Source organism: Delftia sp. RIT313 (genome assembly GCF_000632165.1).
In the GTDB taxonomy this organism is placed as follows: Bacteria; Pseudomonadota; Gammaproteobacteria; order Burkholderiales; family Burkholderiaceae_C; genus Comamonas; species Comamonas acidovorans.
This window is the reverse complement of sequence record NZ_JFYT01000079.1, coordinates 132,796-156,475: the sequence shown is the minus strand read 5'-3', so window position 1 is coordinate 156,475 and position 23,680 is coordinate 132,796. Positions and strand designations below refer to the sequence as shown.

Annotated in this window: 21 protein-coding genes; 17 read left to right on the top strand and 4 right to left on the bottom strand. The window is 69.2% G+C overall.

The features are described from left to right. The first annotated feature begins 99 nt into the window (after nucleotides 1-99). From msuE to acs, 14 genes are all read left to right on the top strand, one after another. Nucleotides 100-729, top strand: coding sequence for an FMN reductase (msuE, locus tag BW39_RS23655; RefSeq protein WP_043824634.1), 630 nt, complete (start codon nucleotides 100-102; stop codon nucleotides 727-729). Beyond that, nucleotides 726-1,907 (top strand): acyl-CoA dehydrogenase family protein, encoded by a 1,182-nt coding sequence (locus BW39_RS23660; RefSeq protein ID WP_043824636.1) that lies wholly within the window; start codon nucleotides 726-728, stop codon nucleotides 1,905-1,907. Before msuE ends, BW39_RS23660 begins: the two co-directional genes overlap by 4 nt. A 9-nt stretch (nucleotides 1,908-1,916) precedes the next feature. Next, nucleotides 1,917-3,065: a sigma 54-interacting transcriptional regulator gene (locus BW39_RS23665; RefSeq protein WP_043824638.1), complete on the top strand. Its 1,149-nt coding sequence runs from the start codon at nucleotides 1,917-1,919 to the stop codon at nucleotides 3,063-3,065. Then, nucleotides 3,062-4,216 (top strand): FMNH2-dependent alkanesulfonate monooxygenase, encoded by a 1,155-nt coding sequence (gene ssuD / locus BW39_RS23670; RefSeq protein WP_012203698.1) that lies wholly within the window; start codon nucleotides 3,062-3,064, stop codon nucleotides 4,214-4,216. Before BW39_RS23665 ends, ssuD begins: the two co-directional genes overlap by 4 nt. Before the next feature lie 100 nt (nucleotides 4,217-4,316). Next, nucleotides 4,317-5,231: a LysR family transcriptional regulator gene (locus BW39_RS23675; protein ID WP_043824640.1), complete on the top strand. Its 915-nt coding sequence runs from the start codon at nucleotides 4,317-4,319 to the stop codon at nucleotides 5,229-5,231. Nucleotides 5,232-5,398: 167 nt separating this feature from the next. Then, nucleotides 5,399-6,772 carry an SLC13 family permease gene (locus BW39_RS23680; RefSeq protein WP_012203696.1) on the top strand — a complete coding sequence of 458 codons (1,374 nt, stop codon included), beginning with the start codon at nucleotides 5,399-5,401 and terminating at the stop codon, nucleotides 6,770-6,772. Nucleotides 6,773-6,837: 65 nt separating this feature from the next. Continuing rightward, the gene (mdcA, locus tag BW39_RS23685) at nucleotides 6,838-8,520 is read left to right on the top strand and encodes a malonate decarboxylase subunit alpha (protein ID WP_013803961.1); all 1,683 of its coding nucleotides are present in this window, start codon (nucleotides 6,838-6,840) and stop codon (nucleotides 8,518-8,520) included. Nucleotides 8,521-8,530: 10 nt separating this feature from the next. Continuing rightward, nucleotides 8,531-8,863 (top strand): malonate decarboxylase acyl carrier protein, encoded by a 333-nt coding sequence (gene mdcC, locus BW39_RS23690; RefSeq protein WP_043824641.1) that lies wholly within the window; start codon nucleotides 8,531-8,533, stop codon nucleotides 8,861-8,863. Next, nucleotides 8,860-9,777, top strand: coding sequence for a biotin-independent malonate decarboxylase subunit beta (locus tag BW39_RS23695; RefSeq protein WP_043824643.1), 918 nt, complete (start codon nucleotides 8,860-8,862; stop codon nucleotides 9,775-9,777). The genes mdcC and BW39_RS23695 overlap by 4 nt, the downstream gene beginning before the upstream one ends. Nucleotides 9,778-9,782: 5 nt before the next feature. Continuing rightward, entirely contained in the window at nucleotides 9,783-10,484 is a 702-nt protein-coding gene (locus tag BW39_RS23700; protein ID WP_043824644.1) for a biotin-independent malonate decarboxylase subunit gamma, read from the top strand. Between the two features lie 14 nt (nucleotides 10,485-10,498). Further along, nucleotides 10,499-11,194 (top strand): malonate decarboxylase holo-[acyl-carrier-protein] synthase, encoded by a 696-nt coding sequence (gene mdcG / locus BW39_RS23705; protein ID WP_235264275.1) that lies wholly within the window; start codon nucleotides 10,499-10,501, stop codon nucleotides 11,192-11,194. Continuing rightward, nucleotides 11,191-12,051, top strand: a complete 861-nt coding sequence (gene mdcB / locus BW39_RS23710) for a triphosphoribosyl-dephospho-CoA synthase MdcB (protein WP_043824647.1) — start codon at nucleotides 11,191-11,193, stop codon at nucleotides 12,049-12,051. Before mdcG ends, mdcB begins: the two co-directional genes overlap by 4 nt. Continuing rightward, a complete protein-coding gene (locus BW39_RS23715; RefSeq protein WP_043824648.1) occupies nucleotides 12,048-12,959 on the top strand; it encodes an acyltransferase domain-containing protein in 912 nt (303 codons plus the stop codon). Before mdcB ends, BW39_RS23715 begins: the two co-directional genes overlap by 4 nt. A gap of 90 nt (nucleotides 12,960-13,049) precedes the next feature. Beyond that, nucleotides 13,050-15,032, top strand: a complete 1,983-nt coding sequence (gene acs / locus BW39_RS23720) for an acetate--CoA ligase (RefSeq protein ID WP_043824651.1) — start codon at nucleotides 13,050-13,052, stop codon at nucleotides 15,030-15,032. 35 nt (nucleotides 15,033-15,067) lie between these two features. On the opposite strand, the gene BW39_RS23725 is transcribed toward acs, so the two are convergent. From BW39_RS23725 to BW39_RS23740, 4 genes are all read right to left on the bottom strand, one after another. Next, on the bottom strand, nucleotides 15,068-16,405 hold the full coding sequence (locus BW39_RS23725) for an MmgE/PrpD family protein (protein ID WP_043824652.1): 1,338 nt from the start codon (nucleotides 16,403-16,405) through the stop codon (nucleotides 15,068-15,070). A gap of 73 nt (nucleotides 16,406-16,478) precedes the next feature. Further along, nucleotides 16,479-18,581, bottom strand: coding sequence for an acetate--CoA ligase family protein (locus tag BW39_RS23730; RefSeq protein WP_043824654.1), 2,103 nt, complete (start codon nucleotides 18,579-18,581; stop codon nucleotides 16,479-16,481). Between the two features lie 4 nt (nucleotides 18,582-18,585). Next, nucleotides 18,586-19,377: an enoyl-CoA hydratase/isomerase family protein gene (locus tag BW39_RS23735; RefSeq protein WP_043824655.1), complete on the bottom strand. Its 792-nt coding sequence runs from the start codon at nucleotides 19,375-19,377 to the stop codon at nucleotides 18,586-18,588. A 33-nt stretch (nucleotides 19,378-19,410) separates the two neighbouring features. Further along, complete coding sequence (locus BW39_RS23740) at nucleotides 19,411-20,388, bottom strand: tripartite tricarboxylate transporter substrate binding protein (RefSeq protein ID WP_043824656.1); 978 nt, start codon at nucleotides 20,386-20,388, stop codon at nucleotides 19,411-19,413. Between the two features lie 276 nt (nucleotides 20,389-20,664). On the opposite strand from BW39_RS23740, the gene BW39_RS23745 reads away from it, so the two are divergent. The 3 genes from BW39_RS23745 to BW39_RS23755 all read left to right on the top strand — a co-directional run bounded on the left by BW39_RS23745 (nucleotide 20,665) and on the right by BW39_RS23755 (nucleotide 23,674). Further along, nucleotides 20,665-21,453 (top strand): IclR family transcriptional regulator, encoded by a 789-nt coding sequence (locus tag BW39_RS23745; protein WP_043824657.1) that lies wholly within the window; start codon nucleotides 20,665-20,667, stop codon nucleotides 21,451-21,453. Nucleotides 21,454-21,639: 186 nt separating this feature from the next. Then, the gene (gene rpoH, locus BW39_RS23750; protein WP_012203622.1) at nucleotides 21,640-22,584 is read left to right on the top strand and encodes an RNA polymerase sigma factor RpoH; all 945 of its coding nucleotides are present in this window, start codon (nucleotides 21,640-21,642) and stop codon (nucleotides 22,582-22,584) included. 97 nt (nucleotides 22,585-22,681) lie between these two features. After that, nucleotides 22,682-23,674 carry a Bug family tripartite tricarboxylate transporter substrate binding protein gene (locus BW39_RS23755; RefSeq protein ID WP_034390683.1) on the top strand — a complete coding sequence of 331 codons (993 nt, stop codon included), beginning with the start codon at nucleotides 22,682-22,684 and terminating at the stop codon, nucleotides 23,672-23,674. Nucleotides 23,675-23,680: the final 6 nt, after the last annotated feature.

Below are 23,680 nucleotides of genomic sequence, written 5' to 3'. Positions count from 1 at the left end.
GGCCCTGTAATGAAGGCATCCATCCCACCTCATCCGGGCTGGCAGTCTTCGCAAACCGCATGCCGCGCTGCCTCCTGGAACCCACGCCAAGGAGTTTCCATGAGCCGATCGCTGAAGACTGTCATCGTCAATGGCAGCCTGAGCCGCCCCTCCCGCACCCGTGTCCTGCTGGACGCCCTGCATGCCCGCCTGGGCCAGGAGCTGCCGCTGCAGGCACAGGTCATCGACCTGCTGGACCTGCAGCCCCACCTGGGCGCGGCCCTGTCCAAGAGCGACCTGCCGCCGGCCACGCTGCAGGCCATCGAAGCCATCGAGCAGGCCGACTTCCTGATCGTCGGCGCGCCGGTCTTCCGCGCCAGCCTGCCGGGCCTGCTCAAGCACCTGTTCGACCTCATCGACCTGGACGCGCTGCAGGGCACGCCCGTGCTGCTGGCCGCCACCGGCGGCAGCCCGCGCCACGCCCTCATCCTGGACCACCAGCTGCGCCCGCTGTTCGGCTTTTTCTCGGCCCTCACCCTGCCCATTGGCGTGTACTCCACGCCCGAGGACATCCAGGACGGCCAGGTCCACAGCGAATCGCTGCGCCAGCGCATCGAGCTGACCGTGCAGCTGTCGGCCCCGGTGCTGCGCGGTGCGCTGCAGCAGCTGGTGCAGGCCCAGGCACAGGCCGAGGCACAGCGGCCCGTTCCCGAAGCCGCCGACCTGGCCCTGGCCGGGCAGCCCGCGTGAGCCAGGCAGAGGCTGTCCCTGCGGACCCGATAGCCACTGCGCAGGATCTGGCGCAGCGCCTTGCCGCCACGGCGGCCCGGCGCGATGCCGCAGGCGGCACGCCCAAGGCCGAGCGCGATGCGCTGCGCGCCAGCGGCCTGCTGGCACTGAGCATTCCGCGCGAGCTGGGCGGCCTGGGCGCGGACTGGGTGCAGACGCTGGAGACGGTGCGCATCCTGGCCACGGCAGACGGCTCGCTGGCCCATGTCTACGGCTTCCAGCACCTGCACCTGGCCACCGTGCAGCTGTTCGGCCAGCCCGCCCAGTGGCGGCCCTGGCTGCTGCAGACGGCACGCCACCGCTGGTTCTGGGGCAATACGCTGAACCCTCTGGACCGCCGCACCACGGCCACGCGCCAGCCCGGCCACTGGGAGTTCTCGGGCAAGAAAAGCTTTACCTCGGGCGCGCTGGACTCGCAGATGCTGGTGGCCTCGGCCATCGATGCCGACAGCGGCCAGCTGCTGATCGGCGTGGTGCCCACGGAGCGCACGGGCATCACCTTGCTGCGCGACTGGGACAACATGGGCCAGCGCCAGACCGACAGCGGCTCGGCCCTGTTCGAGCGCGTGCGCGTGGAGGCGGCCGAGCTGCTGCTCGACCCCGGCCCGCTGTCCACTCCCCATGCCGCGCTGCGCCCGCTGCTGGCCCAGCTCATCCTGGCCCATCTGTTCCTGGGCATTGCCCAGGGTGCGCTGGAGCAGGCGCGCGGCTACACGCTGAACGAGGCGCGGCCCTGGTTCAAGTCCCCTGCCGATGCAGCCAGCGCAGACCCCCACATCCAGGCGCTGTATGGCGAGCTGTGGGCCGCGCTGGAAGGCGCGCGCCTGCTGACCCTGCAGGCCGCGCAGCGCTTTGACGCCGCCTGGCGCCGGGGCCCGGCGCTGACCGCCCACCAGCGCGGCGAAGTCGCCGTGGCCGTGACGGCCGCCAAGATTGCCACCACGCGCTCGGGGCTGGACCTGTCCAGCCGCATCTTCGAGGCCACGGGCGCGCGCGCCACGCACGCGGCGCTGCGCTTTGACCGCTTCTGGCGCAACCTGCGCACGCAGACGCTGCACGACCCGCTGCACTACAAGCTGCAGGAGCTGGGCGACTGGGTGCTCAACGGAACCCATCCGCAGCCCAGCTTCTACTCGTGACGCCGCGCCATGAACACCCGTCTGCCCACCTGGCCGCCCGGCAAGTCCTCGGCAACACCTGCGCCCGCGCCCGCAGCCTCTGCCGCGCACGATGACGGCGCCGCGCCCGCGCCGTGGATACTGCAAGACCCGGCCTCGCAGGCCCTGCTCAAGACCATGGGACAGGTGGCCGCCAGCGAGGCCGGCGTCCTCATCCTGGGCGACAGCGGCGCCGACAAGGAAATGGTGGCCCGCCACATCCACCGCCTGAGCCCGCGCCGCCACGGCCCCTTTGTCGCCGTCAACTGCGGCGCGCTGTCCGAGGCCCTGATCAACGCCGAGCTCTTCGGCCACGAAAGCGGTGCGCTGACGGGTGCCTTCGGCAACCTGCCCGGCCGCTTCGAGGACGCCCACGGCGGCACCCTGCTGCTGGACGAGATCGACGACCTGCCCCTGCACATCCAGAGCAAGCTGGTGCGCGTGCTGCAGGACAAGGCGGTCACCCGCATCGGCGCCAGCCAGCGCACGCCGGCCGATGTGCGCGTGCTCGCGGCCAGCAGCGCGCCGCTGCACACCAAGGTGGCGGCGCGGCGCTTTCGCGAAGACCTGTACTACCTGCTCGATGTCGTCACCCTCACCGTGCTGCCGCTGCGCCAGCGCCCGGCCGACATCCTGCCGCTGGCGCGCCACTTCATCGAGAGCTACTGCCAGCGCATGCGCTACGCGCCCATGGCACTGAGCCAGGACGCGCAGCGCAAGCTGCTGGAGCACGACTGGCCCGGCAACAGCCGCGAGCTGGAGAACGTCATCCACCGCAGCCTGCTGCTGACCCAGGGCATGCACATCGGCGCGGGCGACCTGCACATCGCCAGCAGCCAGGGCGAGCCCGATCCCGTCCCCACACGCGAGGCCGAACACGGCGCCCAGGCCGCCGCCGCCGAACTGGCCCTGGGCGAAGCGCTGGACAGCCTGTGCGACGTGCATGCCGAAGGCCTGGAGCAGCACGTGCTGGGCGCCCTGCTGCTCAAGGCCTGGCAGCGCAACCGCGGCAACCAGGTGCAGACCGCGCGCCAGCTGGGCATCAGCCGCAGCGTGGTGCGCGCGCGGCTGCAGCGCCTGGGCCAGGTGCCGGGCGAGGCCGCGCCACCGTCTTTTCCATCGTCCCCGGAGATCCCATGAGCCAAGACCCCCACGCATCGCCAGACATCTTCTGGTTCCTGCCCACCTCGGGCGACACGCGCTACCTCGGCACCTCCGACTTCGGCCGCGCCCCCACCAACGCCTACATGCGCCAGATCGCCGTCACGGCAGAGGAGCTGGGCTACGACGGCCTGCTGATCCCCACCGGCAGTTCCTGCCTGGACCCCTGGGTGGTCGCCTCCAGCCTGGTGCCCGTCACGCAGCGCATCAAGCTGCTGGTGGCCCTGCGCACCTCGCTGGGCGCGCCCGTGTCCAGCGCGCGCCAGGCCGCCACGCTGGACCAGGCCCTGGGCGGGCGCCTGCTGCTCAACGTGGTGCCCGGGGGCGATGCCACCGAGCTGGAGGCCGACGGCATCTTCCTGGCCCACGACGAACGCTATGCCTACGCCGATGAATTCCTGACCATCTGGCGCCGCCTGCTCGCCGGCGAGGCCGTGGATTTCGACGGCAAATACTTCAAGGTCAAGCAGGGCCGCAACTTCTTTCCCCCGGTGCAAAAGCCGCATCCGCCGCTGTACTTCGGCGGCTCCTCGGACGCCGCCCATGACCTGGCCGCGCGCCAGGTGGACGCCTACCTCACCTGGGGCGAGCCCCCCGCCGCCGTGGCCGAAAAGTTCGCCGACATCCGCCGCCGCGCCGCGCAGCAGGGCCGCCAGGTGCGCCTGGGCGTGCGGCTGCACGTCATCGTGCGCGAGACCAACGAAGAGGCCTGGGCCGATGCCGAGCGCCTGATCAGCAAGCTCACCGACGAGGACATCGCCCGCGCCCAGGCCGGCTATGCGCGCATGGACTCCGTGGGCCAGTCGCGCATGGCCGCGCTGCACGGCGGGCGGCGCGACCGGCTGGAGGTGGCGCCCAACCTCTGGGCCGGCGTGGGCCTGGTGCGCGGCGGCGCCGGCACGGCCCTGGTCGGCGATGCCGCCACCGTGGCCGAGCGCCTGCGCGAGTACGCCGCGTTGGGTGCGGACAGCTTCGTGCTTTCGGGCTACCCGCACCTGGAGGAATCCATCCGCTTTGCCGAGCTGGTCTTCCCCCTGCTCGGCAAGCGGGCGGTCACCACCAGCGACCAGGCCCAGACCGGCGGCGCCTTCGATATCCGCAGCATCCAGCGCAGCCAATCCGCATCGTGAGCCGCCCGGGGCCGCGCCCCCGGACAGACCGGAGTCTGTGCACGCAACGCGATCAACGCCACAATCCGCCCGTCCCCCACGATGAGAGCGTGACGTTGCCATGAGCCTGAGAATCGATGACGAAATAACCTTCCGCAGACTGGAGGTGCTGCTCGCCTTCCTGGAGACAGGCAATCTCGCCAAGACGGCGGAACGGCTGGAGACCAGTTCGGTCAGCGTGCACCGCGCCCTGCACGCGCTGGAGGCCGGCATGCGCTGCGCCCTGTTCCGGCACGAGGGGCGCAACCTCAAGCCCACCGAGGCAGCGCAGACCCTGGCCGATGTCTCCAGGGAAGTGCTGGCCACCATGTCCGAGGGCATACGCGCCACGCGCGAGGTGGCAGGCTACTCGGCGGACCGCATCCGCATCGGCTCGCTGTACTCCCTGACCAACCGCACCGTGCCGGCGCTGGTGATGGCGCTGAAGCTGCGCCGCCCCGATCTGCAGACCGAACTGGTGCTGGGCTCGAACGCCGGCCTGCTGGAGCGGCTGCGCAACGGAACGCTGGACGCGGCGCTGATGGCCATGCCGGACAACGCCGCCGACATGCAGACGCAGCTGCTGTTCGAGGACGACATTTTCTTTGCCGCGCCCGTGGGCTCGCCCTATGCGCATCTGGCCGAGGTCGATCTGGGCGCCATGGCGCGCGAGAACTTCGTGAGCCTGGGCGAAGGCTTTGCGACCTATGGCGGCTTCATCGAGTCCTTCCGGGTGGCCGGCTTCACGCCCAACGTGGTGATGAAGACGGATGACATCTTCTCGCTGATGAACCTGGTCAGCGGCGGCGTCGGCTACACGCTGCTGCCCGGGCGGGTGCGCGGCGTGATGCCGCAGAAGGTGCAGCTGATACCGCTGCAGGCCAGGTACCTGATGCGCCAGACCATCGTGCTGACCTTTTTGCGCTCCCGCGAACGCGACCCCAACCTGCTGGCCCTGCTCAGCGTGTGCCGGCTCGCGGACGGGCAGCTCGGCTGACCCGCCATACCGGGGGCGACAGCCCCGCTTCGCCGGGTTAACCCTTCATTGTTTCTCTCTGCGTAATTGTTGGCGCTCGCGCTTTATTGATGCGCTCCGGGCCGCCGCGTACCGTGCATACCAGCATGCACACGTATTGCAGGCGCATAAAAAACCGGAGACATCGCATGAATTCCCATTGGATATCGATTGGCGCGTTGATAGGCATGTTCGTCCTGGCGACGGCACTGCCCATCAACATGGGCCTGCTGGCCTTTGTCGGGGCCTTCCTGGTCGGCACCCTGGTGGCCGGCATGGGGACCAAGGCCATCATTGGCGGCTTTCCCGCCGACCTGTTTCTGACGCTGGCGGGCATCACCTACCTGTTCGCGCTGGCGCAGAACAACGGAACCATCGACTGGCTGGTCCGCATGGCGGTGCGCGCCGTGCGCGGGCGCATTGCCGCCATACCGTGGATCATGTTCTTCATTGCGGCCCTGCTGACGGCGGTGGGCGCCGTCAGCCCTGCGGCCGTGGCCATCATCGCGCCCATTGCCCTGGGCTTTGCCGCCAAGTACGGCATCAATCCGCTGATGATGGGTCTGCTGGTGATCCATGGCGCGCAGGGCGGCGGCTTCTCGCCCATCAGCATCTACGGCGGCATCACCAACAAGATCGTGGCCAAGGCGGGCCTGCCGCTCAACGAGATGGCCACCATGCTGGCCAGCATGGGGGTCAACCTGGCCGTGGCCGTGCTGCTGTTCTTCCTGATGGGCGGCGCCCGGCTGATGCGCATGAAGGCCGACGCCGATGGCAGCGTGCCCGCCACGCCGCGCGTCTCGCATGCCCAGGGCGGCGCCCAGGTGTATGGAGACGCCGAAGGCGAGGCCCTGTCCGAGGAGCGCAACACGGCTGCACGCTCCAGCGACTCGCTGATGCGCGCCGCCCCTGAACAGGACGCCGCCCCGCAATCGCGCAGCTACCAGGTGGCCACCGTGGTCGGCCTGCTGGCGCTCGCGGTCCTCACCCTGTTCTTCAAGCAGGACATCGGCTTTGTCTCCATCACCATCGGCCTGGTGCTGACGCTGATGGCGCCCAACCTGCAAAAGCGCGCGCTGGGCCAGGTGTCCTGGCCCGAGATCATGCTCATCGTGGGTGTCAGCACCTATGTGGGCGTGATGGACAAGATGGGCACCATCGACTTCGTAGGCCACAGCGTGGCGCAGCTGACCTCGCCCCTGGTGGCGGCCTTGCTGCTGTGCTTCGTGGGCGCCGTGGTGTCGGCCTTCGCCTCCTCGACGGCGGTGCTGGGCTCGCTGATTCCGCTGGCCGTGCCCTTCCTGCAGGGCGGCTCCGATGTGAGCGCCGTCGGCTTCATCGCGGCCATGGCCGTGTCCTCGACCATCGTGGATGTCAGCCCCTTCTCGACCAACGGCGCCCTCGTCCTGGCCAATGCCAAGGGCGTGGATCGCGACCGCTTCTTCCGCCAGCTGATGGTCTACGGCGGCCTTGTCACCCTGGTGGCGCCGCTGCTCGTGTGGCTGCTGTTCGTGGTCCTCTAGCCAGGCACTTCGACCGGGACGCACGCCCCCTGCCCCCTCCATGTCACGCCAACCCCTGATATCCCATGACTGACCCCTCCTGGAACCTCAAAGCCGGGGAGCGCGCCGCCAGGCTGGCGCGCGCCCGGGCCGCCCTCGGGCCGCGTCTGGCCGGCAAGCGCGTCGATGCCGGCGCCATCACCGAGCTGCTGCACGCCGTGCTGGCGCCCGGCGACCGCGTCTGCCTCGAAGGCAACAACCAGAAGCAGGCCGACTTCCTGGCCCGCGCCCTGGTCCAGCTCGATCCGCAGCAGGTGCACGACCTGCACATGGTGCAGTCGGTGCTGGCGCTGCCGGAGCACCTGGATGTGTTTGAAAACGGCATCGCGCGGCGGCTGGACTTCAGCTTCTCCGGCCCGCAAGGGGCGCGGCTGGCCAAGCTGGTCTCGGCCCGGCAGCTGGAGATCGGGGCCATCCACACCTACCTGGAGCTGTTCGCGCGCTACTTCGTGGACCTGACGCCCAAGGTGGCCCTGGTGGCGGCCCACGCGGCCGATGCCCAGGGCAACCTGTACACCGGCCCCAACACCGAGGACACGCCGGCCATCGTCGAGGCCACGGCCTTTTCGGGCGGCATCGTCATCGCCCAGGTCAACGAGATGGTGGATGGCACCACCACGGCGCTGCCGCGCGTGGACATTCCCTCGGACTGGGTGCATTTCGTCGTGCAGGCGCCCCGGCCCAACGTCATCGAGCCGCTGTTCACGCGCGACCCGGCCCAGATCAGCGAAATCCAGGTGCTGATGGCCATGATGGCCATCAAGGGCATCTACGCCGAGTACGAGGTCCAGCGCCTGAACCATGGCATCGGCTTCGACACGGCGGCCATCGAGCTGCTGCTGCCGACCTACGGCGAATCGCTGGGGCTGAAGGGCCGCATTGCGCGGCACTGGGCGCTGAACCCGCATCCGGCGCTGATACCGGCCATCGAGGCCGGCTGGGTGGAGTCCATCCATTCGTTCGGCTCCGAGCTGGGCATGGAGGACTACATCCGGGCGCGCTCGGACGTGTTCTTCACCGGCGCCGACGGCAGCCTGCGCAGCAACCGCGCCTTCTGCCAGGCGGCGGGCCACTATGCCTGCGACCTGTTCATCGGCTCGACGCTGCAGATCGACCTGGACGGCAACAGCTCCACCGCGACGCTGGGGCGCATTGCCGGCTTCGGCGGCGCCCCCAACATGGGCGCGGACGCGCGCGGCCGGCGCCATGCCAGCGCCGCCTGGCTCAAGGCCGGGCGCGAGGCGCGGGCGGGCCGCAGCGGCGCGGCAGGCACGCCGCGCGGGCAAAAGCTGGTGGTGCAGATGGTGGAGACCTTCCGCGAGCACATGCAGCCCGCCTTCGTGGAGCGGCTCGATGCCTGGACGCTGCAGGAGCAGGCCGGCATGGACCTGCCGCCCATCATGATCTACGGCGAGGACGTGACCCACATCCTGACGGAGGAAGGCATTGCCAACCTGCTGCTGTGCCGCAGCGACGAAGAGCGCGAGCAGGCCATCCGCGGCGTGGCCGGCTACACGGCCGTGGGCCTGGCGCGCGACCGTCGCATGGTGGAGAACCTGCGCGACCGCGGGGTGATCCGCCGTCCGCAGGACCTGGGCATCGACCCGCGCCAGGCCACGCGCAATCTGCTGGCCGCGCGCAGCATGCGCGATCTGGCCCAGGCCTCGGGCGGGCTGTACCAGCCTCCCCGCCGATTCAGGAACTGGTAGGAGAGACGATATGAGCGAGATACCCGCAGGGCTGGAGTCCCTGAGCTATTGCTTCGCAGGCGGCCGGCCGGCCGGCGGCTTTGCCCCCGTCCTGGTCGGCGTGGTCGGCTCGGGCAACCTGGAGGTGATGCTGGAGAGCACGGGCGGCGATGGCTGCGAAGTGCAGGTGCAGACCTCGGCACACGGCTTCGGCGCCATATGGCAGGCCGTGGTGGAGGATTTCCGCGAGCGCCACCCCGTGGGCGGCGTGCGCGTGTCCATCAACGACATGGGGGCCACGCCGGCCGTGGTCAGCCTGCGGCTGGACCAGGCCCTGGCCGAACTGCAGGGAGGCCAGCCATGATCAGCTACGCGGAATGCACGGCGCGCGAGCGCCTGGCGAAGCTGCTGGATGCCGGCAGCTTCCATGAATGGCTGCCGCCCTCCGAGCGTCTGACCAGCCCGCATCTGGCACAGCTGGGCGTGCCCAGCGCCTTTGACGACGGCGTGGCCATCGGCCGGGGCCTGCTGGGCGGGCGCACGGTGTTCGTGGCCGCGCAGGAGGGCGAATTCATGGGCGGCGGCGTGGGCGAGGTGCATGGCGCCAAGCTCGTGGGCCTGCTGCGCCGCGCCCTGCTGGAGCGGCCCGCGGCCGTGCTGCTGCTGGCCGAGTCGGGCGGCGTTCGGCTGCATGAGGCCAATGCCGGGCTGATCGCGGTGTCGGAGGTCATGCGCGCCCTGCTGGACGTGCGCGCCTCTGGCATCCCTGTGGTGGTCCTCATCGGCGGGGCCAACGGCTGCTTCGGCGGCATGGGCATCGTGGCGCGCTGCGCCGACCAGGTGGTGATGAGCGACATAGGCCGCCTGGCCATGTCGGGACCGGAAGTGATCGAGGCCTCGCACGGCGTCGATGAATTCGATGCGCGCGATCGCGCCCTGGTCTGGCGCACCACCGGCGGCAAGCACCGCTGGCTGTGCGGCGACTGCGATGCGCTGGTGGCCGACGATGTCGAGGCCTTCCGCGCCGCCGCCATCGCCGCGCTGGACCACTCCCGTCCGGTGACTCTTGAAGGGCTGCTGCACGAGCATGCGCTGCTGCGCGCGCGGCTGGACACCCTGGACGCCCTCAAGGCGGGCAGCGCCATCGGCCCGCAGGACGAGGCCATGCGCCTGTGGCAGGCCCTGGGCGTGCCCGACGCCTGGCGCGTGCCCGACCTGGACGCCGCCGCCGTGCGTGCCTTGCGCACGACGCCCGCCACGGGCATTTCACAGGAGTAGCCGCCATGCAATGGAACACACTTGCCGAGCACCTGTTCGGCCCGGGCCACCAGATTCAGGCCAACGGCGATTTCCTCGAAGGCCACGCCGTGTTCGATGGCCAGACCCTCGCCATCGTCGGCACCACGGGCCACGCGCCCATCGGCGTGCGGCTGGCCCTGGCCCAGGCCCGGGTGGTGCTGGAGACGGTCGGCGCGCACCCTGGCCGCCCCATCGTGCTGCTGATCGACACGCAGGGCCAGCAACTGCGCCGCCATGACGAGCTGCTGGGCATCAACCGCGCCATGGCCCACCTGGGCACCTGCATCGACCTGGCTCGGCGCCGGGGCCACCGCGTCATCGGCCTGGTCTATGACCAGGCGCTGTCGGGCGGCTTCATCACCTCGGGCCTGATCGCCGATGCCTGCTACGCCCTGCCCGAAGCCGAGATCCGCGTGATGCGCATCCCCGCCATGTCGCGCATCACCAAGCTGCCCGAATCCCTGCTCAATGCCCTGTCCGAGTCCAACCCGGTGTTCGCACCCGGCGTGGGCAACTACGTGGCCATGGGCGGCGTGCGCGGCCTGTGGCAAGGCGATCTGCAGGCGGCGCTGCGCGACGCCCTGGCCCACAGCCCGCGCGAGGACATGCGCGCATTGGACGGCGCCGAGCGCGGCGGCCGCAAGCTGGCCGCCGAGGTGGTGCAGCGCGTCCTGGCCGCTGGATGAAGGCAGGCCGCAGCATGCTGGACACCCTGCACCGCCACCAGCTGGTGGACCTGGGCCCGCAGGCCTGGGCGGACCTGCTGGAACGCCCCTGGGATGCGCAGGCGCGCGAGATCCTCACGCACTGGCGCGACCATGCACTGCCGCTGGTGGTCGCGCGGCAGTCGGCCGACCATGCCGCCGCCGGCCTGATGGCGCTGGGCCTGCCTGCGCCCGGGCGCTGGCAGCGGCGGCGCATGGGCTTCGATGTGGCGCGCGGCGCGGCCATCGGCACCCGCGAATTTCCCTCGCTGGATGGGCTGATGGCCTCGCCCCTGGCGGTGTCCGGCGCCCTGCGGCAGGCGCTGGACTCCTTGCAGCAGCGATTGCACACGGCCGGTGCGACGGGCTTTGTCTTCGGCAGCCACGGATGGCAGTGCATCACGGGCCTGCCCTATCTGCGGCCCGGCTCGGACATCGACCTCTGGGTGCCGGTCGATGGCGCCGAACAGGGCGATCGGCTGGCCAGCCTGCTGCAGGCCATGCCGCAGGAAGGCCCGCGCGTGGATGCCGAGCTGGTGTTTCCCGGCGGCTGGGCCGTGGTCTGGCGCGAATGGGCCGCCTGGCGTGCAGGCAAGGTGCGATCGGTCCTGGTCAAGGGCCTGCACGGGGTGGCACTGCGTGAAGACCATGACTGGTGTGCGTCGGCTGCGGCGCCTGGAGTTCCTGCATGAAACCTGCCCTTCTCCACCCGGCCCGGACCTTGCCATCGACCGGGCATATCGGCCGCGCGGCCACGCTGGCCCTCTACGACGAGCTGTCGCTGACACCCAAGCCCGGCCTGGTGACCCTGGTGGACCGCGGCAGCCATGACGACATGGATGCCCACAGCTTCATGCGCAGCCTGTTCGCGCTGCGCAGCTACTTCCCCAAAATGGCCCAGGCAGGCAGCCAGGGCGCATCGTTTCCCGTGCTGGAGCGCCTGGGCATCGAGGCGGAGCAGCGCATGCTGGCCGCCACCGGCGGCATCAACACCCACCGTGGCGCCGTCTTCATGCTGGGTCTGCTGTGCGCGGCCGGCGGCGCGGTGCTGGCCGAGCAGGCCTGCATTCCCGGCGCCGCATGGCTGCGCGAGGCCCTGTGCCGCCACTGGGGGGAGGCGCTGCAGCAGCGCAGCCTGCGGACCTCCGCCCTGCCCGGCGGCATCGCCGCGCGCCGCCACGGCCTGCGGGGCGCCTCGCAGGAGGCTGCCCTGGGTTTCCCCATCCTGTTCGAGACCGCCGTGCCGGCGCTGGCCAGAGCGCATGCCAGCGGGCTGCCCGCTCCCTTGGCGCGGCTGGAGGCCCTGTTCCACATCATGGCGGTGCTGGACGACTGCAACCTGGCCCACCGCGCGGGCATGCAGGGGCTGCGCCATGGCCAGGATGCCGCGCGGCGCTTTCTCCAGGCGGGCGGCTGCGCGCATCCCGAAGGCCTGTCCAGGGCGCAGGCCATTTGCGACGATTTCGTGGCGCGCCGCCTTTCGCCGGGCGGCGCGGCCGATACCCTGGCGGCGGCCTGCTGGGTGCTGCGTGTCTGCGAGCGGCCATGAGCTTTGCACTGCTGTTTTCGGGCCAGGGTACGCAGCATCCCGCCATGCTCCCCTGGCTGGCGGACGATGCATGGACACAGGCAGTCTGCGAACAGCTGCAGGTTTCGCACTGGCGCGACAGGTTGGCCGATGCGCCGTGGGCCGAGTCCAACGCCGTGGCCCAGCCGCTGCTGGCGGGCCTGGCCATGGCCGCGTGGATGCAGCTGTCCCCGCAACTGCCCGCGCCTTCGGCCGTGGCGGGCTACAGCGTGGGGGAACTGCCCGCATTCGGTGCCGCGGGCGCGCTGGATGCCTGCGACATCGTTGCCCTGGCCACGCGCCGCGCGGCGGCCATGGACCGCTGCGCGCAGCAAATGCCCGGCGGCGGGCTGCTGGCCGTCAGCGGCCTGCCGCCCGCACGCATGGCCGCCCTGCTGGAGACGACCGGGCTGGCCGTGGCCATACGCAACGGCCCAGAGAACCTCATCCTGGGCGGCCCCCATGCGGCGCTGGAGCAGGCGCAGGCGCTGGCGGCCCGCCAGGGCGCGCATGCCACCCGGCTGCGCGTGCAGGTGGCGTCCCACACCCCGTGGATGCGACAGGCCGCACAGGCCTTCGCACAGGACCTGGGCCAGGTGGCCGTGCACGCGCCCGCCGTGGCGCTGTTCAGCAACACGGCCCGGCGGGTGCGTGATGCCGCAGGAGCCCGTGCAGCCCTGTCCGAGCAGATAGCGGGCACGGTGCACTGGGACGACTGCATGGACAGCATTGCCGCACGCCAGGTGCGGTGCGTTCTGGAAATCGGCCCCGGCCAGGCGCTGGCACGCCTGTGGAACCAGCGCCATCCGGACATTCCGGCCCGCTCCTGCGACGACTTCCGCAGCGCGGCGGCCATTGCAGGCTGGATAGGCAGGCACTGCGGGGACTGAAGCCCCGGAGCCTTGCGCCGCAGCCTTTGCGCCTGAGCTTTTTGCACCGGCTTCGTGCCCCTTGATTTCTAGACCCAGGAGACAACCACCATGAGCCAAGACCTTGCACCGTCCCTTGCACCGTCCTATCCCCCATCTGCAGAGCTGGCCCGCAATGCGCGCGTGAGCGGGCGCGCCGCCTATGACCGGCTCGTCGCGGAGGCGGACGCCGACCCCCAGGCGTTCTGGGGCCGGCTCGCGCGCGAGTTCGTCGCGTGGAAGCACCCGTTCACGCGCGTGCTCGATGAAAGCCGCGCCCCGTTCTACGAATGGTTCAATGACGGCACGCTCAACGCCAGCTGGAACTGCCTGGAGCGCAACATCCAGCGGGGGTTGGGCGAGCGCACGGCCCTCATTTTCGAAGCCGATGACGGCGCGGTGACGCAGGTGACCTATGCGCAGCTTCTCGCCAGGGTCAATCGCCTGGCCAACGCCCTGCGCAGCCTGGGCGTCGGCAAGGGCGACCGCGTCGTCATCTACATGGCCATGTCGATTGACGGCGTGGCCGCCATGCAGGCCTGTGCACGCATAGGTGCCATTCACTGCGTGGTGTTCGGCGGCTTCTCCGCCACGGCGCTGCGCGACCGCATTGCGGACACGGGTGCCTGCGCCGTCATCACGGCAGACCAGCAAGTGCGGGGAGGACGGCAATTGCCCCTCAAGAGCATCGTGGACGAGGCCCTGGCCCAGTCCGGCTGCGAGCAGGTCCGCCACGTGCTGGTGGCACGGCGCACGGGCGCCGCCATCGCCATGCACCAGCCCCGGGACCTGTGGCTTGAAGAAATCACCGCAGCCCAGAGCGATGTCTGCGAACCGGAATGGGTGCCGGCCGAGCATCCGCTGTTCCTGCTGTACACCTCGGGCTCCACCGGAACCCCCAAGGGCGTCCAGCACGCCACGGGAGGCTATCTGCTGCATGCCGCCGTGACCTGCGCCTGGACCTTCGACCTGCAGCCCTCCGACATCTTCTGGTGTACGGCGGACATCGGATGGGTGACCGGCCATACCTATATCGCCTACGGCCCGCTGGCGCTGGGCGCCACGCAGGTGGTGTTCGAGGGCGTGCCCACCTACCCGGACGCGGGACGCTTCTGGAAAATGATCGAGGCCCATGGGGTGACGGTCTTCTACACGGCGCCCACGGCCATTCGCTCGCTGATCAAGGCCGCCGACGCCGATGCGCAGGTGCATCCCGCGCGCTACGACCTGGGCAGCCTGCGCATCCTGGGGTCCGTGGGCGAGCCTATCAATCCCGCCGCCTGGCACTGGTACCACGAGCAGGTGGGCAGGTGCCGCTGCCCCATCGTCGATACGTTCTGGCAGACGGAGACGGGCGGGCACATGATCACGCCGCTGCCCGGAGCCACGGACCTGGTGCCCGGCTCCTGCACGCTGGCCTTCCCGGGCATTGCCGCCGCCGTGGTGGACGAGGCCGGCAACGAGCTGCCCTGGGGCGACAGCGGCATCCTGGTGATCAAGCGCCCCTGGCCCTCCATGATCAGGAACATCTGGGGCCATCCCGAGCGGTTTGTCGCCAGCTACTTTCCCGAAGAATTCAAGGGCCGCTACTACCTGGCGGGAGACGGTGCGGTCCGCGATGCGCGCACCGGCTACTTCACCATCACCGGCCGCATCGACGATGTGCTCAACGTCAGCGGTCACCGCATGGGCACGATGGAGATCGAGTCCGCCCTGGTGGCCATGACCGACCTGGTGGCGGAGGCCGCCGTCGTGGGGCGGCCCGATGACACGACGGGAGAGGCCATATGCGCCTTCGTCGTCCTCAAGCGTTCGCGGCCCAGCGGCGCCGAGGCGGCCGACATCGCCAGGCTGCTGCGGGAGTGGGTGGCCAAGGAGATCGGGCCGATCGCCAAGCCCAGGGACATCCGGTTCGGAGACAACCTGCCCAAGACCCGCAGCGGCAAGATCATGCGGCGATTGCTGCGCAGCATTGCACGCGGCGAGCCCATCGTGCAGGACACCTCCACCCTGGAGAACCCGGCGATCCTGGAGCAGCTGTCACAGGCCTGCTGAAGGCCAGGCTGCAATCCACAAGCGATGCAGCCCTGTCAGGCCGCGAGGCCTGCAAGGCAGCCCGCCCGTTCAAGCTCCCAGATGTTGGAAAGCAGTTGCCGGGCACGTCCCTCGCCAGCGACGGGCGCGGCAAGCTCGATGAACTTGTCCTCCAGCTCCCCATCCGACAACGGCAGCTCGGGATCGCCCTTGCGGTCCGGCTGGAACCAGCCATGGCAGCGGCCATCCCTGTTGACGATCTCCACGCGCGCCGATCTCTTTCCCGGAAAGGCCCGGTCGATTTGCGGGTCCACGGCCACCTGGACACGCCCAAGCAATGCGCGAACGGCGGGATCGGCCAGGCGCTCCGGGGTGTACGCCGAAAGCCGCACGCTGCCATGGACCAGGGCCGTGGCCACCACGAAACGAAGACTGAAGCGGGCTTCGTTTTCCGTCGCAGGATCGGTGTAGCAGGCGATATCCAGGGCCGGGCCATAGGTGGCCACGGCCACGCTGCAGATGTCGTCCGCCCGCAGGGCATGCTGGCTGCGCAAGGCCAGCGCGGCGTCGATGGCGGCGAACGTATGGCCGCAGCCGACGTGGTTCTTGAAGGTGAGCCGGGTGATGTGGAAGTCCCTGCCCAGCGTCGCACCGATGTCTGACCAGTCGGGTCCGTCGCTGACTGCGCGGCCCAGGCCCAGCTCTCCATCCAGCACGTCCAGCGATCCCGTCACCCCCTGGTGCGCAAGCTGCGCGGCCAGCAGGCCGGCCTCCGCTGCGCGCCCGGCATGCAAGGGCTTGGACATCGAATCCATGCGAAATGCCTGCTGCAACCCGGCAGAGAAGGTGGCCGCCGTGGCCAGTGCATGGGCGAATTGCCCCGCATCCAGCCGCAGCGCATACCCTGCGGCCGCCGCTGCCCCGAAGACGCCCACGGTGCCGGTGTTGTGCCAGAAGCGGTAGTGGGCCCGGCCCAGGGTCACGCCAATGCGGGTGGAGACCTCATAGCCCAGCACCACGGCACGCAGGAAGTCCAGGCCCCTCGCCCCTGCCTGCTGGCTTGCCGCCAACGCCGCCGCAATGGTTGCGGCCCCGGGGTGGTACATGGCATCGCGGAAGCTGTCGTCCACCTCGGCGGCATGGGCCGCCGAACCGTTGAACAGTGCCGCCGCCCGCGCCGTGGTCATGCGGCCGTTTCCAAGCCGGCAGGACCCGCGGTCCAGATCCTCGGCAAGCACCTGCTCCAACTGTGCAAGAGGGGCCGCGCCCAGCCCCGGGAACAAAGCGGCATACCAGTCGATCACGGCACGCTTGGCATGGTGGATGACGGCTTCGGGAAGCTCGGTACGGTGGTATTGAGCGGCAAACTGCCCGAACACTTCGGTCGCATGCATGCGTGGTCTCCTTGGATTGGCCCTCAATGAGGCAGTCTTTTTTTTTGGAAGAAATGTGCAGTACCTGGCGCCCTCAGGCCAGAACCAGCACACCATCGGCAGCGCACACGCCCTGGCCCTGCGGCAGCACGAACACCGGGTTGATCTCCGCTTCGATCACGCGGTCGCCAAGCCGGGCGGCCATTGCAGAGAACGCGACGATGGCATGGGCCAGCGCATCGACATCGGCCCTGGGCCGGCCGCGAAAGCCGTCCAGCAGCGGCCAGGTCTTGAGCTCCCTGGCCATCTCCAGCGCGTCAGACAGGCTCAGTACCCCCAGCTGTGAGCCGTCGTCCGGCAGCAACCGCAGCGTGGTGTCCTGGAACAGCTCGGCCGTCACGCCTCCCATGCCCAGCATCACGGCGGTGCCCAGCGCATCCTTGTGCAGGCCAAGAATCAGCTCGATGCCGCCGGCCACCATCTGCTGCACCAGGAACCGGTCCGGGCGCACGCCCGCCCTGGCCTGCACGTCGTCCACCATCGCGCCCCACCGGGCACCTATGGTTTGCGCAGTCAGGCCGACGGCGACACCGCCCACATCGCTCTTGTGCGTGATCCGGGACGAAAGGATCTTGAGCACCACCCGGCCGCCCAGTTCGCGCGCGGCGGCTTCGGCCTCTTCGGCGGTGCACACCACACGCTCGGCCGCGCACGGCACGCCGAAACGGCGGAAAACGGCCTTGGCCTGCGCTTCATCGAGGCAGCCAACGGGCAGATCCGGTTCCTGCAGGGTGTCCTTGCCGACGACCGGCTCGGAAGGCGCACCCTGGAAGCCGTTGACGTGCAGCATGCCCGCCAGCGCGGCCGTGCAGCTTTCCGCCGCAGCGAAGGCCGGCACGCCGCGTTGCGTGAGCAGCGCGCCGATCTCCGGCGCATGCGGGCTGACGTAGGCCAGCACCGGCTTGTCGGAGTGGGGCAGGCAGTCCTGGATGGCACCGGCCAGCAGCTCGGGCATGGCCAGGCTGGAGGAGCCGACGATGATCACCAGCGCGTCGTAGCTGGGGCTTGCCAGCAAGGCATGGATGGCGCCGCGCAGCAGGTCGGGACGCAGGCCCGCCAGGGTCACGTCGATGGGGTTGCGGTCCAGCACGGCCTCGCTGCCGGTCTGCAGCGCGCGCAGTGCGTCGGCCGTCGCCTGGTCAGGGGCCGGCGTGTCGAATCCGGCCACGCCCAGATCGTCCGACACCAGGGTGCCCGCACCGCCGGTGGAAGTCAGGATGGCGATGCGCCTGCCACGCAGCCTGCGGCCCGTGGCCAGCGCAGCGGGCACGTCCAGCAGGTCGGCAAAGCTTTGCGCACGGATCACGCCGACCTGCCGGAACAGCGCGTCGTACATGCGATCCGCACCGGCCATGGCGCCCGTGTGCGATACGGCGGCCTTGGCGCCGGCCTCGGAGCGGCCGATCTTGAAGGCCACCACGGGCTTGCCGGCACGCGCGGCCTTCAGGCAGGCGGCACGGAACCTGGCGGGATGGCGCACCGTCTCCACATACAGCGCGATCACCTTGGTGGCCGGGTCATCGGCCAGGTGGTCTATGAAGTCGGCCAGTTCCAGATCCACTTCGTTGCTGGTGGAGATGAGCTTGGACAGGCCGATGCCACGCGCGGCGGCACGCGACAGCAGCGAGCCCAGGATGCCGCCGCTTTGCGAGACGACGCCGATGCCTCCGACGGGGAACTCGTCCATCTCCAGCGCGCCCGAGGGCGACAGCACGATCCGGTCGGTCAGGTTGACCAGCCCGATGGTGTTGGGCCCCAGCAGGCGCATGCTGCCGGCCGCCTCGATCAGCTGCCGCTGGCGGTGCGCCCCGTCCTCGCCCGTTTCCGTGTAGCCGCTGGCCAGCACGATGGCTGCCGCGCAGCCCAGCGCCGACAGCTCCCTGACGGCCTGGTGCGCACGCTCGGCGCCAAGCAGCACCACGGCCACATCAGGCACTTCAGGCAACGAGGCCACATCGGGATAGCAGGGCAGATCGCCGATGCGCTCCACGCGCGGATTGACGGGAAGAATGCGGCCGGCAAACCCGTGCTTTTGCAGGTAGGCCACCGGGCGGCCCGTGGTCTTTTTCAGGTCGGCGGAGGCGCCTATGACGGCGACGCTGCGCGGCGACAGCAGCTTGGCAATGGCTTCGCTCATGGCATCACTCCTTGCCGGCCGTCTTGGCCAGGAAGGCCTCCACCGATGCGCGGTGTTCACTGCTGGTGTAGCAGATGCCCTGGGCCTGGCTACCCTGGGCGAAGACATCGTGCGAAGACAGCTCGAAGCTCTGGTTCAGGATGGTCTTGGTCAAGGCCAGCGCGGTGGAAGAAGCCGAGGACAGCTCGCGCGCCCAGGCCTGGGCGTCTGCCACCAAGGTCTCGGCACTGGCCTGGCGGTCCACGATGCCCAGGGCCAGGGCTTCCGGCAGCTTGACCTGGCGGCCCGTGAAGATCAGCTCCTTGGCCTTGGCCAGGCCCACACGGCGCGGCAGGAAGTACATGCCGCCGCCGTCCGGGATGATGCCGCGCAGCACATAGCTCCACGCGAAGCTGGCCCATTCGCTGGCGATCACGAAGTCGCAGGCCAGCGCCGTGTCTGCCCCCAGGCCCGACGCTGCGCCGTTGACGGCGGCGATCACGGGCTTGGGCATGGTGTGCAGCAGGGCCTGGACATGGTGCACGCGCTGCTGGCGCTGCCAGCCGTTGAAGCCCACCTCGCCCGCGGGAGCATTCATGCGCCTTTGCATTCCGGCAATGTCCCCGCCTGCGCAAAATCCCTTGCCCGCGCCTGTCAGCACCAGGGCCTTGATGGCCTTGTCTGCCGCCACGCGCTCCAGGGCATCGATGAACTCGGTGCGCATGTCGTCACTCATGGCGTTGCGCTTGTCGGGGCGGTTCAGGGTCACGGTTGCCACCGCATCGGCGACATTCAGTTGGATCAGTTCGTAGTTCATGGAGTGCTTTGAAAGCGATCGCAGCCAGTGCGATCAATCGGGATGGATGTTGTTTTGCTTGACGATCTGCGCCCAGCGCTTTTCCTCGGCCTGCACATAGGTGTCCAGTTCCGCCGCAGGTCCGGCATTGACCATCAGGCCCTCGTGCTCCAGCTTGCGAACGAAGTCCGGCGAGCGGGCCGCCTTGCGGGCTGCGGCGTTCAGGCGGTCGATCACGGCGGCAGGTGTGGCTGCCGGCGCGTACAGGCCGTACCAGCTCTCGACGCGGTAGCCCGGGACGGTGACGGCGATGGGTGGCACGTTCTTGAAGGCCGCAGACGGCTCGACCGTGGTGACCCCCAGCACGCGCAGCTTGCCGTTGTCGATGAAGGTGGACACCGCAGCCGCCGTGGCGAACATCATGTCCACCTGCCCGCCCATGAGATCGGTGAGCGCCGGGCCTGCGCCGCGGTAGGGCACATGGGTGAGCCTGACCTTGGCAAGGTTGGCAAACAGCTCACCCGCCAGATGCGCCGAAGTCCCGGCGCCCTGCGAGGCATAGGTCAGCTTGTCGGGACTGGCCTTGGCGGCGGCCATCACGTCCGCCACCGTCTTGTACGGGCTGGCGGAGGGCACCACCAGCACGTTGGGGCCGCGGCCGATCAGGATCACCGGAGCAAAGGCCTTGTTGCTCCCGTACGGCAGCTTGGCCTGCAACGCCGGATTGACGGCGTGCGCGAACGAAGCCACGACCAAGGAATATCCGTCCGGCGCACTCTTGGCAACGTTGTCGGTGCCGATGATCGTGCCGGCACCGGGCTTGTTGTCCACGATGACGGGCTGGCCCAGGTCCTTGGCCATCTCGGCCCCCAGCGTGCGGGCGATCAGGTCCGTTCCACCGCCTGGCGCAAAGGGCACGACGAGGCGCACGGGCTTTTCCGGGAAGGCTGCAGATGCTGCGCTGCAGACAGTCGCGAGCACGGCAATGAACGCAATGGCCCTTGCACAACGGCGGGCGGCGAAACTGGGCATGGTGTGTCTCCTGGTTCTATGGACAGAGGTCCGGTCACTGCGCCAGCGTTGCGATGACGCTGGCGACTGGCTTGTGAAAGCTTAGGGAAACGCACCGCACTTGTGACCCCCCATATTCCAACCAGTGAAATTCCAAAGCGGGCGCGCCAGAGCCTGCGGCTGCATTTCCCTTGCATTCGGTGGAATACTTGGCTTCCATCAGGCGCCCGTACCCGGGCAGGAAGAACACAGCTTTCGACACCGGGGCAAGCGCGTTCCCCCACCAGCGGCAGCAGCATGACGAACAGGCGATCCCCCATCCTCCATGACAAGCCGGGACAGTCCCCGAGCAACCGCTCCCTGGAAAGAGGCGTCGAAATACTGCGTGCGTTCAGGCCCGGCTCGGAACTGCTGGGCAACAGCGACCTGGCGGAACGCACCGGCCTGTCCAAGGCCACGGTCACCCGGCTGACGCAGACCCTGGTGGGCTGCGGCATGCTGCAGGCCGACCACCCAAGCCGGGCCTTTCGCCTGGCCCCGGCGGTCCTGAGCCTGGCGCACGCCATGCGCACGGGCTCGACGGTGCTGTCGATTGCGGCGCCCCTGATGCGCACCCTCGCCGAGACACGCCGGATCAACGTGGGCCTGGCATGTCCCGACAGGGACGAGATGGTCTACCTGGAATCCATCCGCTACAACCGCCGGATCGTGCTCAGGCATGTGGTCTCGGGGCAGCGTGTTCCCATGGAACTGACGTCGCTGGGGCGCGCCTACCTGGCAGCGGCGCCATCGGCCAGGCGCAAGGCCTTGCTCGACAGCTTCAGGCTCAAGAGAGGCGCCCAATGGCCTGCGCTGGAGCAGCAGATCCAGGCGGCGATCAAGTCCGTTAAAAGCCAAGGCTTCTGCGCCGCATCGTGGCAGCCGGAAGTGGTTGCGCTGGCCACGCCGCTGGTGACACCCGATGCCATCTATGTCCTGAACTGCAGCGTCTCCACCACGGAGCCTTTGCCGGCCATCGTGCAGGAGCTGCACCCGGCCTTGCTGCAACTGGGCCGGCAGATTGGAAGCCTGCTGGAAAAACTGTAATGCTCTCCCAGCAATATGCGCCCACCGCTGGCAAGCAGGGTTTCCAAAAATCGCTCAGACTAGGCACAAACGACTTTTGGCACTCCAAAAATGAGTGCAACCGTCTGAAAAACCCACGGAACTTTGGCTTTAGCACTCGGTCATAACGAGTGCTAATATGAAGGAATGGAAGAAAGGAACTCTGCAATGACAAACGCCTCCGGCTCCATTGCGACCACCTTGGCACCCGCTAACCCCTGGGCCCTGGTGCCGCCTCTGGGCAATCTGGATGCCTACATTTCCGCGGTCAACCGCCTGCCCATGCTCACCCTTGAGGAAGAGCAGGACTACGCCCGCAAGCTCAAAGAACACAGCGATCTGGACGCCGCAGGGCGTCTGGTGATGTCCCACCTGCGCCTGGTGGTGTCCATCTCGCGCCAGTACCTGGGTTACGGCCTGCCGCACGGCGACCTGATCCAGGAAGGCAACGTGGGCCTGATGAAGGCCGTCAAGCGCTTCGACCCCGATCAGAACGTGCGCCTGGTGAGCTACGCCATGCACTGGATCAAGGCCGAGATCCACGAGTACATCCTCAAGAACTGGCGCATGGTCAAGGTCGCCACGACCAAGGCCCAGCGCAAGCTGTTCTTCAACCTGCGTTCCATGAAGCAGGGCCTGAAGTCCGACGCCGCCATGGCCGAGGACGGCGCCATGCTGCGTGACACGCTGACCTCGGGCGAGATCGACGCCGTGGCCGAGAAGCTCAACGTCAAGCGCGAAGAAGTCATGGAGATGGAAACGCGCCTGGCCGGTGGCGACGTGCTGCTGGACCCCTCGCCCAGCGACGATGGCGAGCAGGCCTTCGGCCCCATCGCCTACCTGGCCGATGGCGCCCACGAACCCACGGCCATGATCGAGTCGCGCCAGCGCGACCACCTGGCCACCGACGGCATTGCCATGGCGCTGGATTCGCTGGACGACCGCAGCCGCCGCATCGTCGAGGAGCGCTGGCTCAAGGTCAACGACGACGGCTCGGGCGGCATGACGCTGCATGAGCTGGCCGCCGTCTACGGTGTCAGCGCCGAGCGCATCCGCCAGATCGAGGTGGCTGCCATGAAGAAGATGAAGAAGGCCCTGGCCGAGTTCGCCTGATGGCCTGACGGCCTGGGCTGACAGGCCGCTTCACGACAAACCCGGATAATCTCCGGGTTTTTTATTGCCCGCAGCCTTTGCGGCCCCCACGTACCCCATGCCCGCCAGCGCCATCTCGCCACTACGCCGCCTCTTCGCCAATGCCTTGGCCACCGCCCTGGCTTCGGCCCTGCTGCCTTGCGCTGCCGTGGCGGGCGACAACTGGCCCAGCAAGCCGCTGCACCTGATCGTCGGCTTTCCCGCAGGATCTTCCCCGGACCTCACGGCGCGCGCACTGGCCGAGCCGCTGGAAAAGCGCCTGGGCCAGCCCGTCATCGTCGAGAACAAGGTGGGCGCAGGCGGCAACATCGCAGGCGAGCAGGTGGCCCGTGCGCGCGACGGCCATACCTTCAGCGTGATGATCAACGGCAACCTGACGATTGCCCGCCTGCTCAACCCCGCCGTGCGCTACGACCCTGTGAAGGACCTGCAGCCCGTCAGCCTGATCGGCGTGGCGCCCCTGGTGCTGGTGGCTCCGGCCGGCGCGCCCGAGGGCCGGGCCTTCCTGGAAGCCGCGGCCCAGGCCGGCAGCCGCTGGAGCTACGGCTCCCCTGGCGTGGGCACGGTGGGCCACCTGGGCATGGAGCTGCTCAAGAGCCGCTCCGCGCTCAGGCCCGAACACATTCCCTACCCCGGCTATCCGCAGGTGTTCAACGCCATCCAGGGCGGCGACCTGCAGCTGTCCATGCTGCCGCCCGCGCTGGCCATGGCCCAGGTGCAGGCCGGCAAGCTGCGCGGCGTGGCCGTGACCTCGGCCGCGCGCAGCCCGCTGGCGCCGGGACTGCCCAGCCTCAAGGAGCTGGGCGTGGGGGATTTCGATCTGGAGATCTGGAACGCCGTGGCCGCGCCCAAGGCCATGCCCGCCGCCCATGTGCAGAAGCTGGCCGAAGCGGTCAGCGAGATCGTGCGCTCGCCCGAGATGCGTGCACGCCTGGCCGCCCAGGGCTGGCAGGCTGTCGGCAGCTCGCCCGAGGGCCTGGCCCTGCGCATACGCCAGGACGTGACGGCACTGGGCCGCATCATCCGCGAACAGGGAATCCACGCGCAATGACGTGCT

Bases quoted from the DNA above. Each gene is read 5' to 3' on its own strand.
- mdcG (WP_235264275.1), top strand. From the start codon at position 10,499: ATGCTGGACACCCTGCACCGCCACCAGCTGGTGGACCTGGGCCCGCAG.
- BW39_RS23680 (WP_012203696.1), top strand. From the start codon at position 5,399: ATGAATTCCCATTGGATATCGATTGGCGCGTTGATAGGCATGTTCGTC.
- msuE (WP_043824634.1), top strand. From the start codon at position 100: ATGAGCCGATCGCTGAAGACTGTCATCGTCAATGGCAGCCTGAGCCGC.
- BW39_RS23665 (WP_043824638.1), top strand. From the start codon at position 1,917: ATGAACACCCGTCTGCCCACCTGGCCGCCCGGCAAGTCCTCGGCAACA.
- BW39_RS23695 (WP_043824643.1), top strand. From the start codon at position 8,860: ATGATCAGCTACGCGGAATGCACGGCGCGCGAGCGCCTGGCGAAGCTG.
- mdcB (WP_043824647.1), top strand. From the start codon at position 11,191: ATGAAACCTGCCCTTCTCCACCCGGCCCGGACCTTGCCATCGACCGGG.
- ssuD (WP_012203698.1), top strand. From the start codon at position 3,062: ATGAGCCAAGACCCCCACGCATCGCCAGACATCTTCTGGTTCCTGCCC.
- BW39_RS23740 (WP_043824656.1), bottom strand. From the start codon at position 20,388: ATGCCCAGTTTCGCCGCCCGCCGTTGTGCAAGGGCCATTGCGTTCATT.
- rpoH (WP_012203622.1), top strand. From the start codon at position 21,640: ATGACAAACGCCTCCGGCTCCATTGCGACCACCTTGGCACCCGCTAAC.
- BW39_RS23755 (WP_034390683.1), top strand. From the start codon at position 22,682: ATGCCCGCCAGCGCCATCTCGCCACTACGCCGCCTCTTCGCCAATGCC.
- BW39_RS23745 (WP_043824657.1), top strand. From the start codon at position 20,665: ATGACGAACAGGCGATCCCCCATCCTCCATGACAAGCCGGGACAGTCC.
- BW39_RS23675 (WP_043824640.1), top strand. From the start codon at position 4,317: ATGAGCCTGAGAATCGATGACGAAATAACCTTCCGCAGACTGGAGGTG.
- BW39_RS23715 (WP_043824648.1), top strand. From the start codon at position 12,048: ATGAGCTTTGCACTGCTGTTTTCGGGCCAGGGTACGCAGCATCCCGCC.
- BW39_RS23725 (WP_043824652.1), bottom strand. From the start codon at position 16,405: ATGCATGCGACCGAAGTGTTCGGGCAGTTTGCCGCTCAATACCACCGT.
- BW39_RS23700 (WP_043824644.1), top strand. From the start codon at position 9,783: ATGCAATGGAACACACTTGCCGAGCACCTGTTCGGCCCGGGCCACCAG.
- mdcA (WP_013803961.1), top strand. From the start codon at position 6,838: ATGACTGACCCCTCCTGGAACCTCAAAGCCGGGGAGCGCGCCGCCAGG.
- acs (WP_043824651.1), top strand. From the start codon at position 13,050: ATGAGCCAAGACCTTGCACCGTCCCTTGCACCGTCCTATCCCCCATCT.
- BW39_RS23730 (WP_043824654.1), bottom strand. From the start codon at position 18,581: ATGAGCGAAGCCATTGCCAAGCTGCTGTCGCCGCGCAGCGTCGCCGTC.
- mdcC (WP_043824641.1), top strand. From the start codon at position 8,531: ATGAGCGAGATACCCGCAGGGCTGGAGTCCCTGAGCTATTGCTTCGCA.
- BW39_RS23735 (WP_043824655.1), bottom strand. From the start codon at position 19,377: ATGAACTACGAACTGATCCAACTGAATGTCGCCGATGCGGTGGCAACC.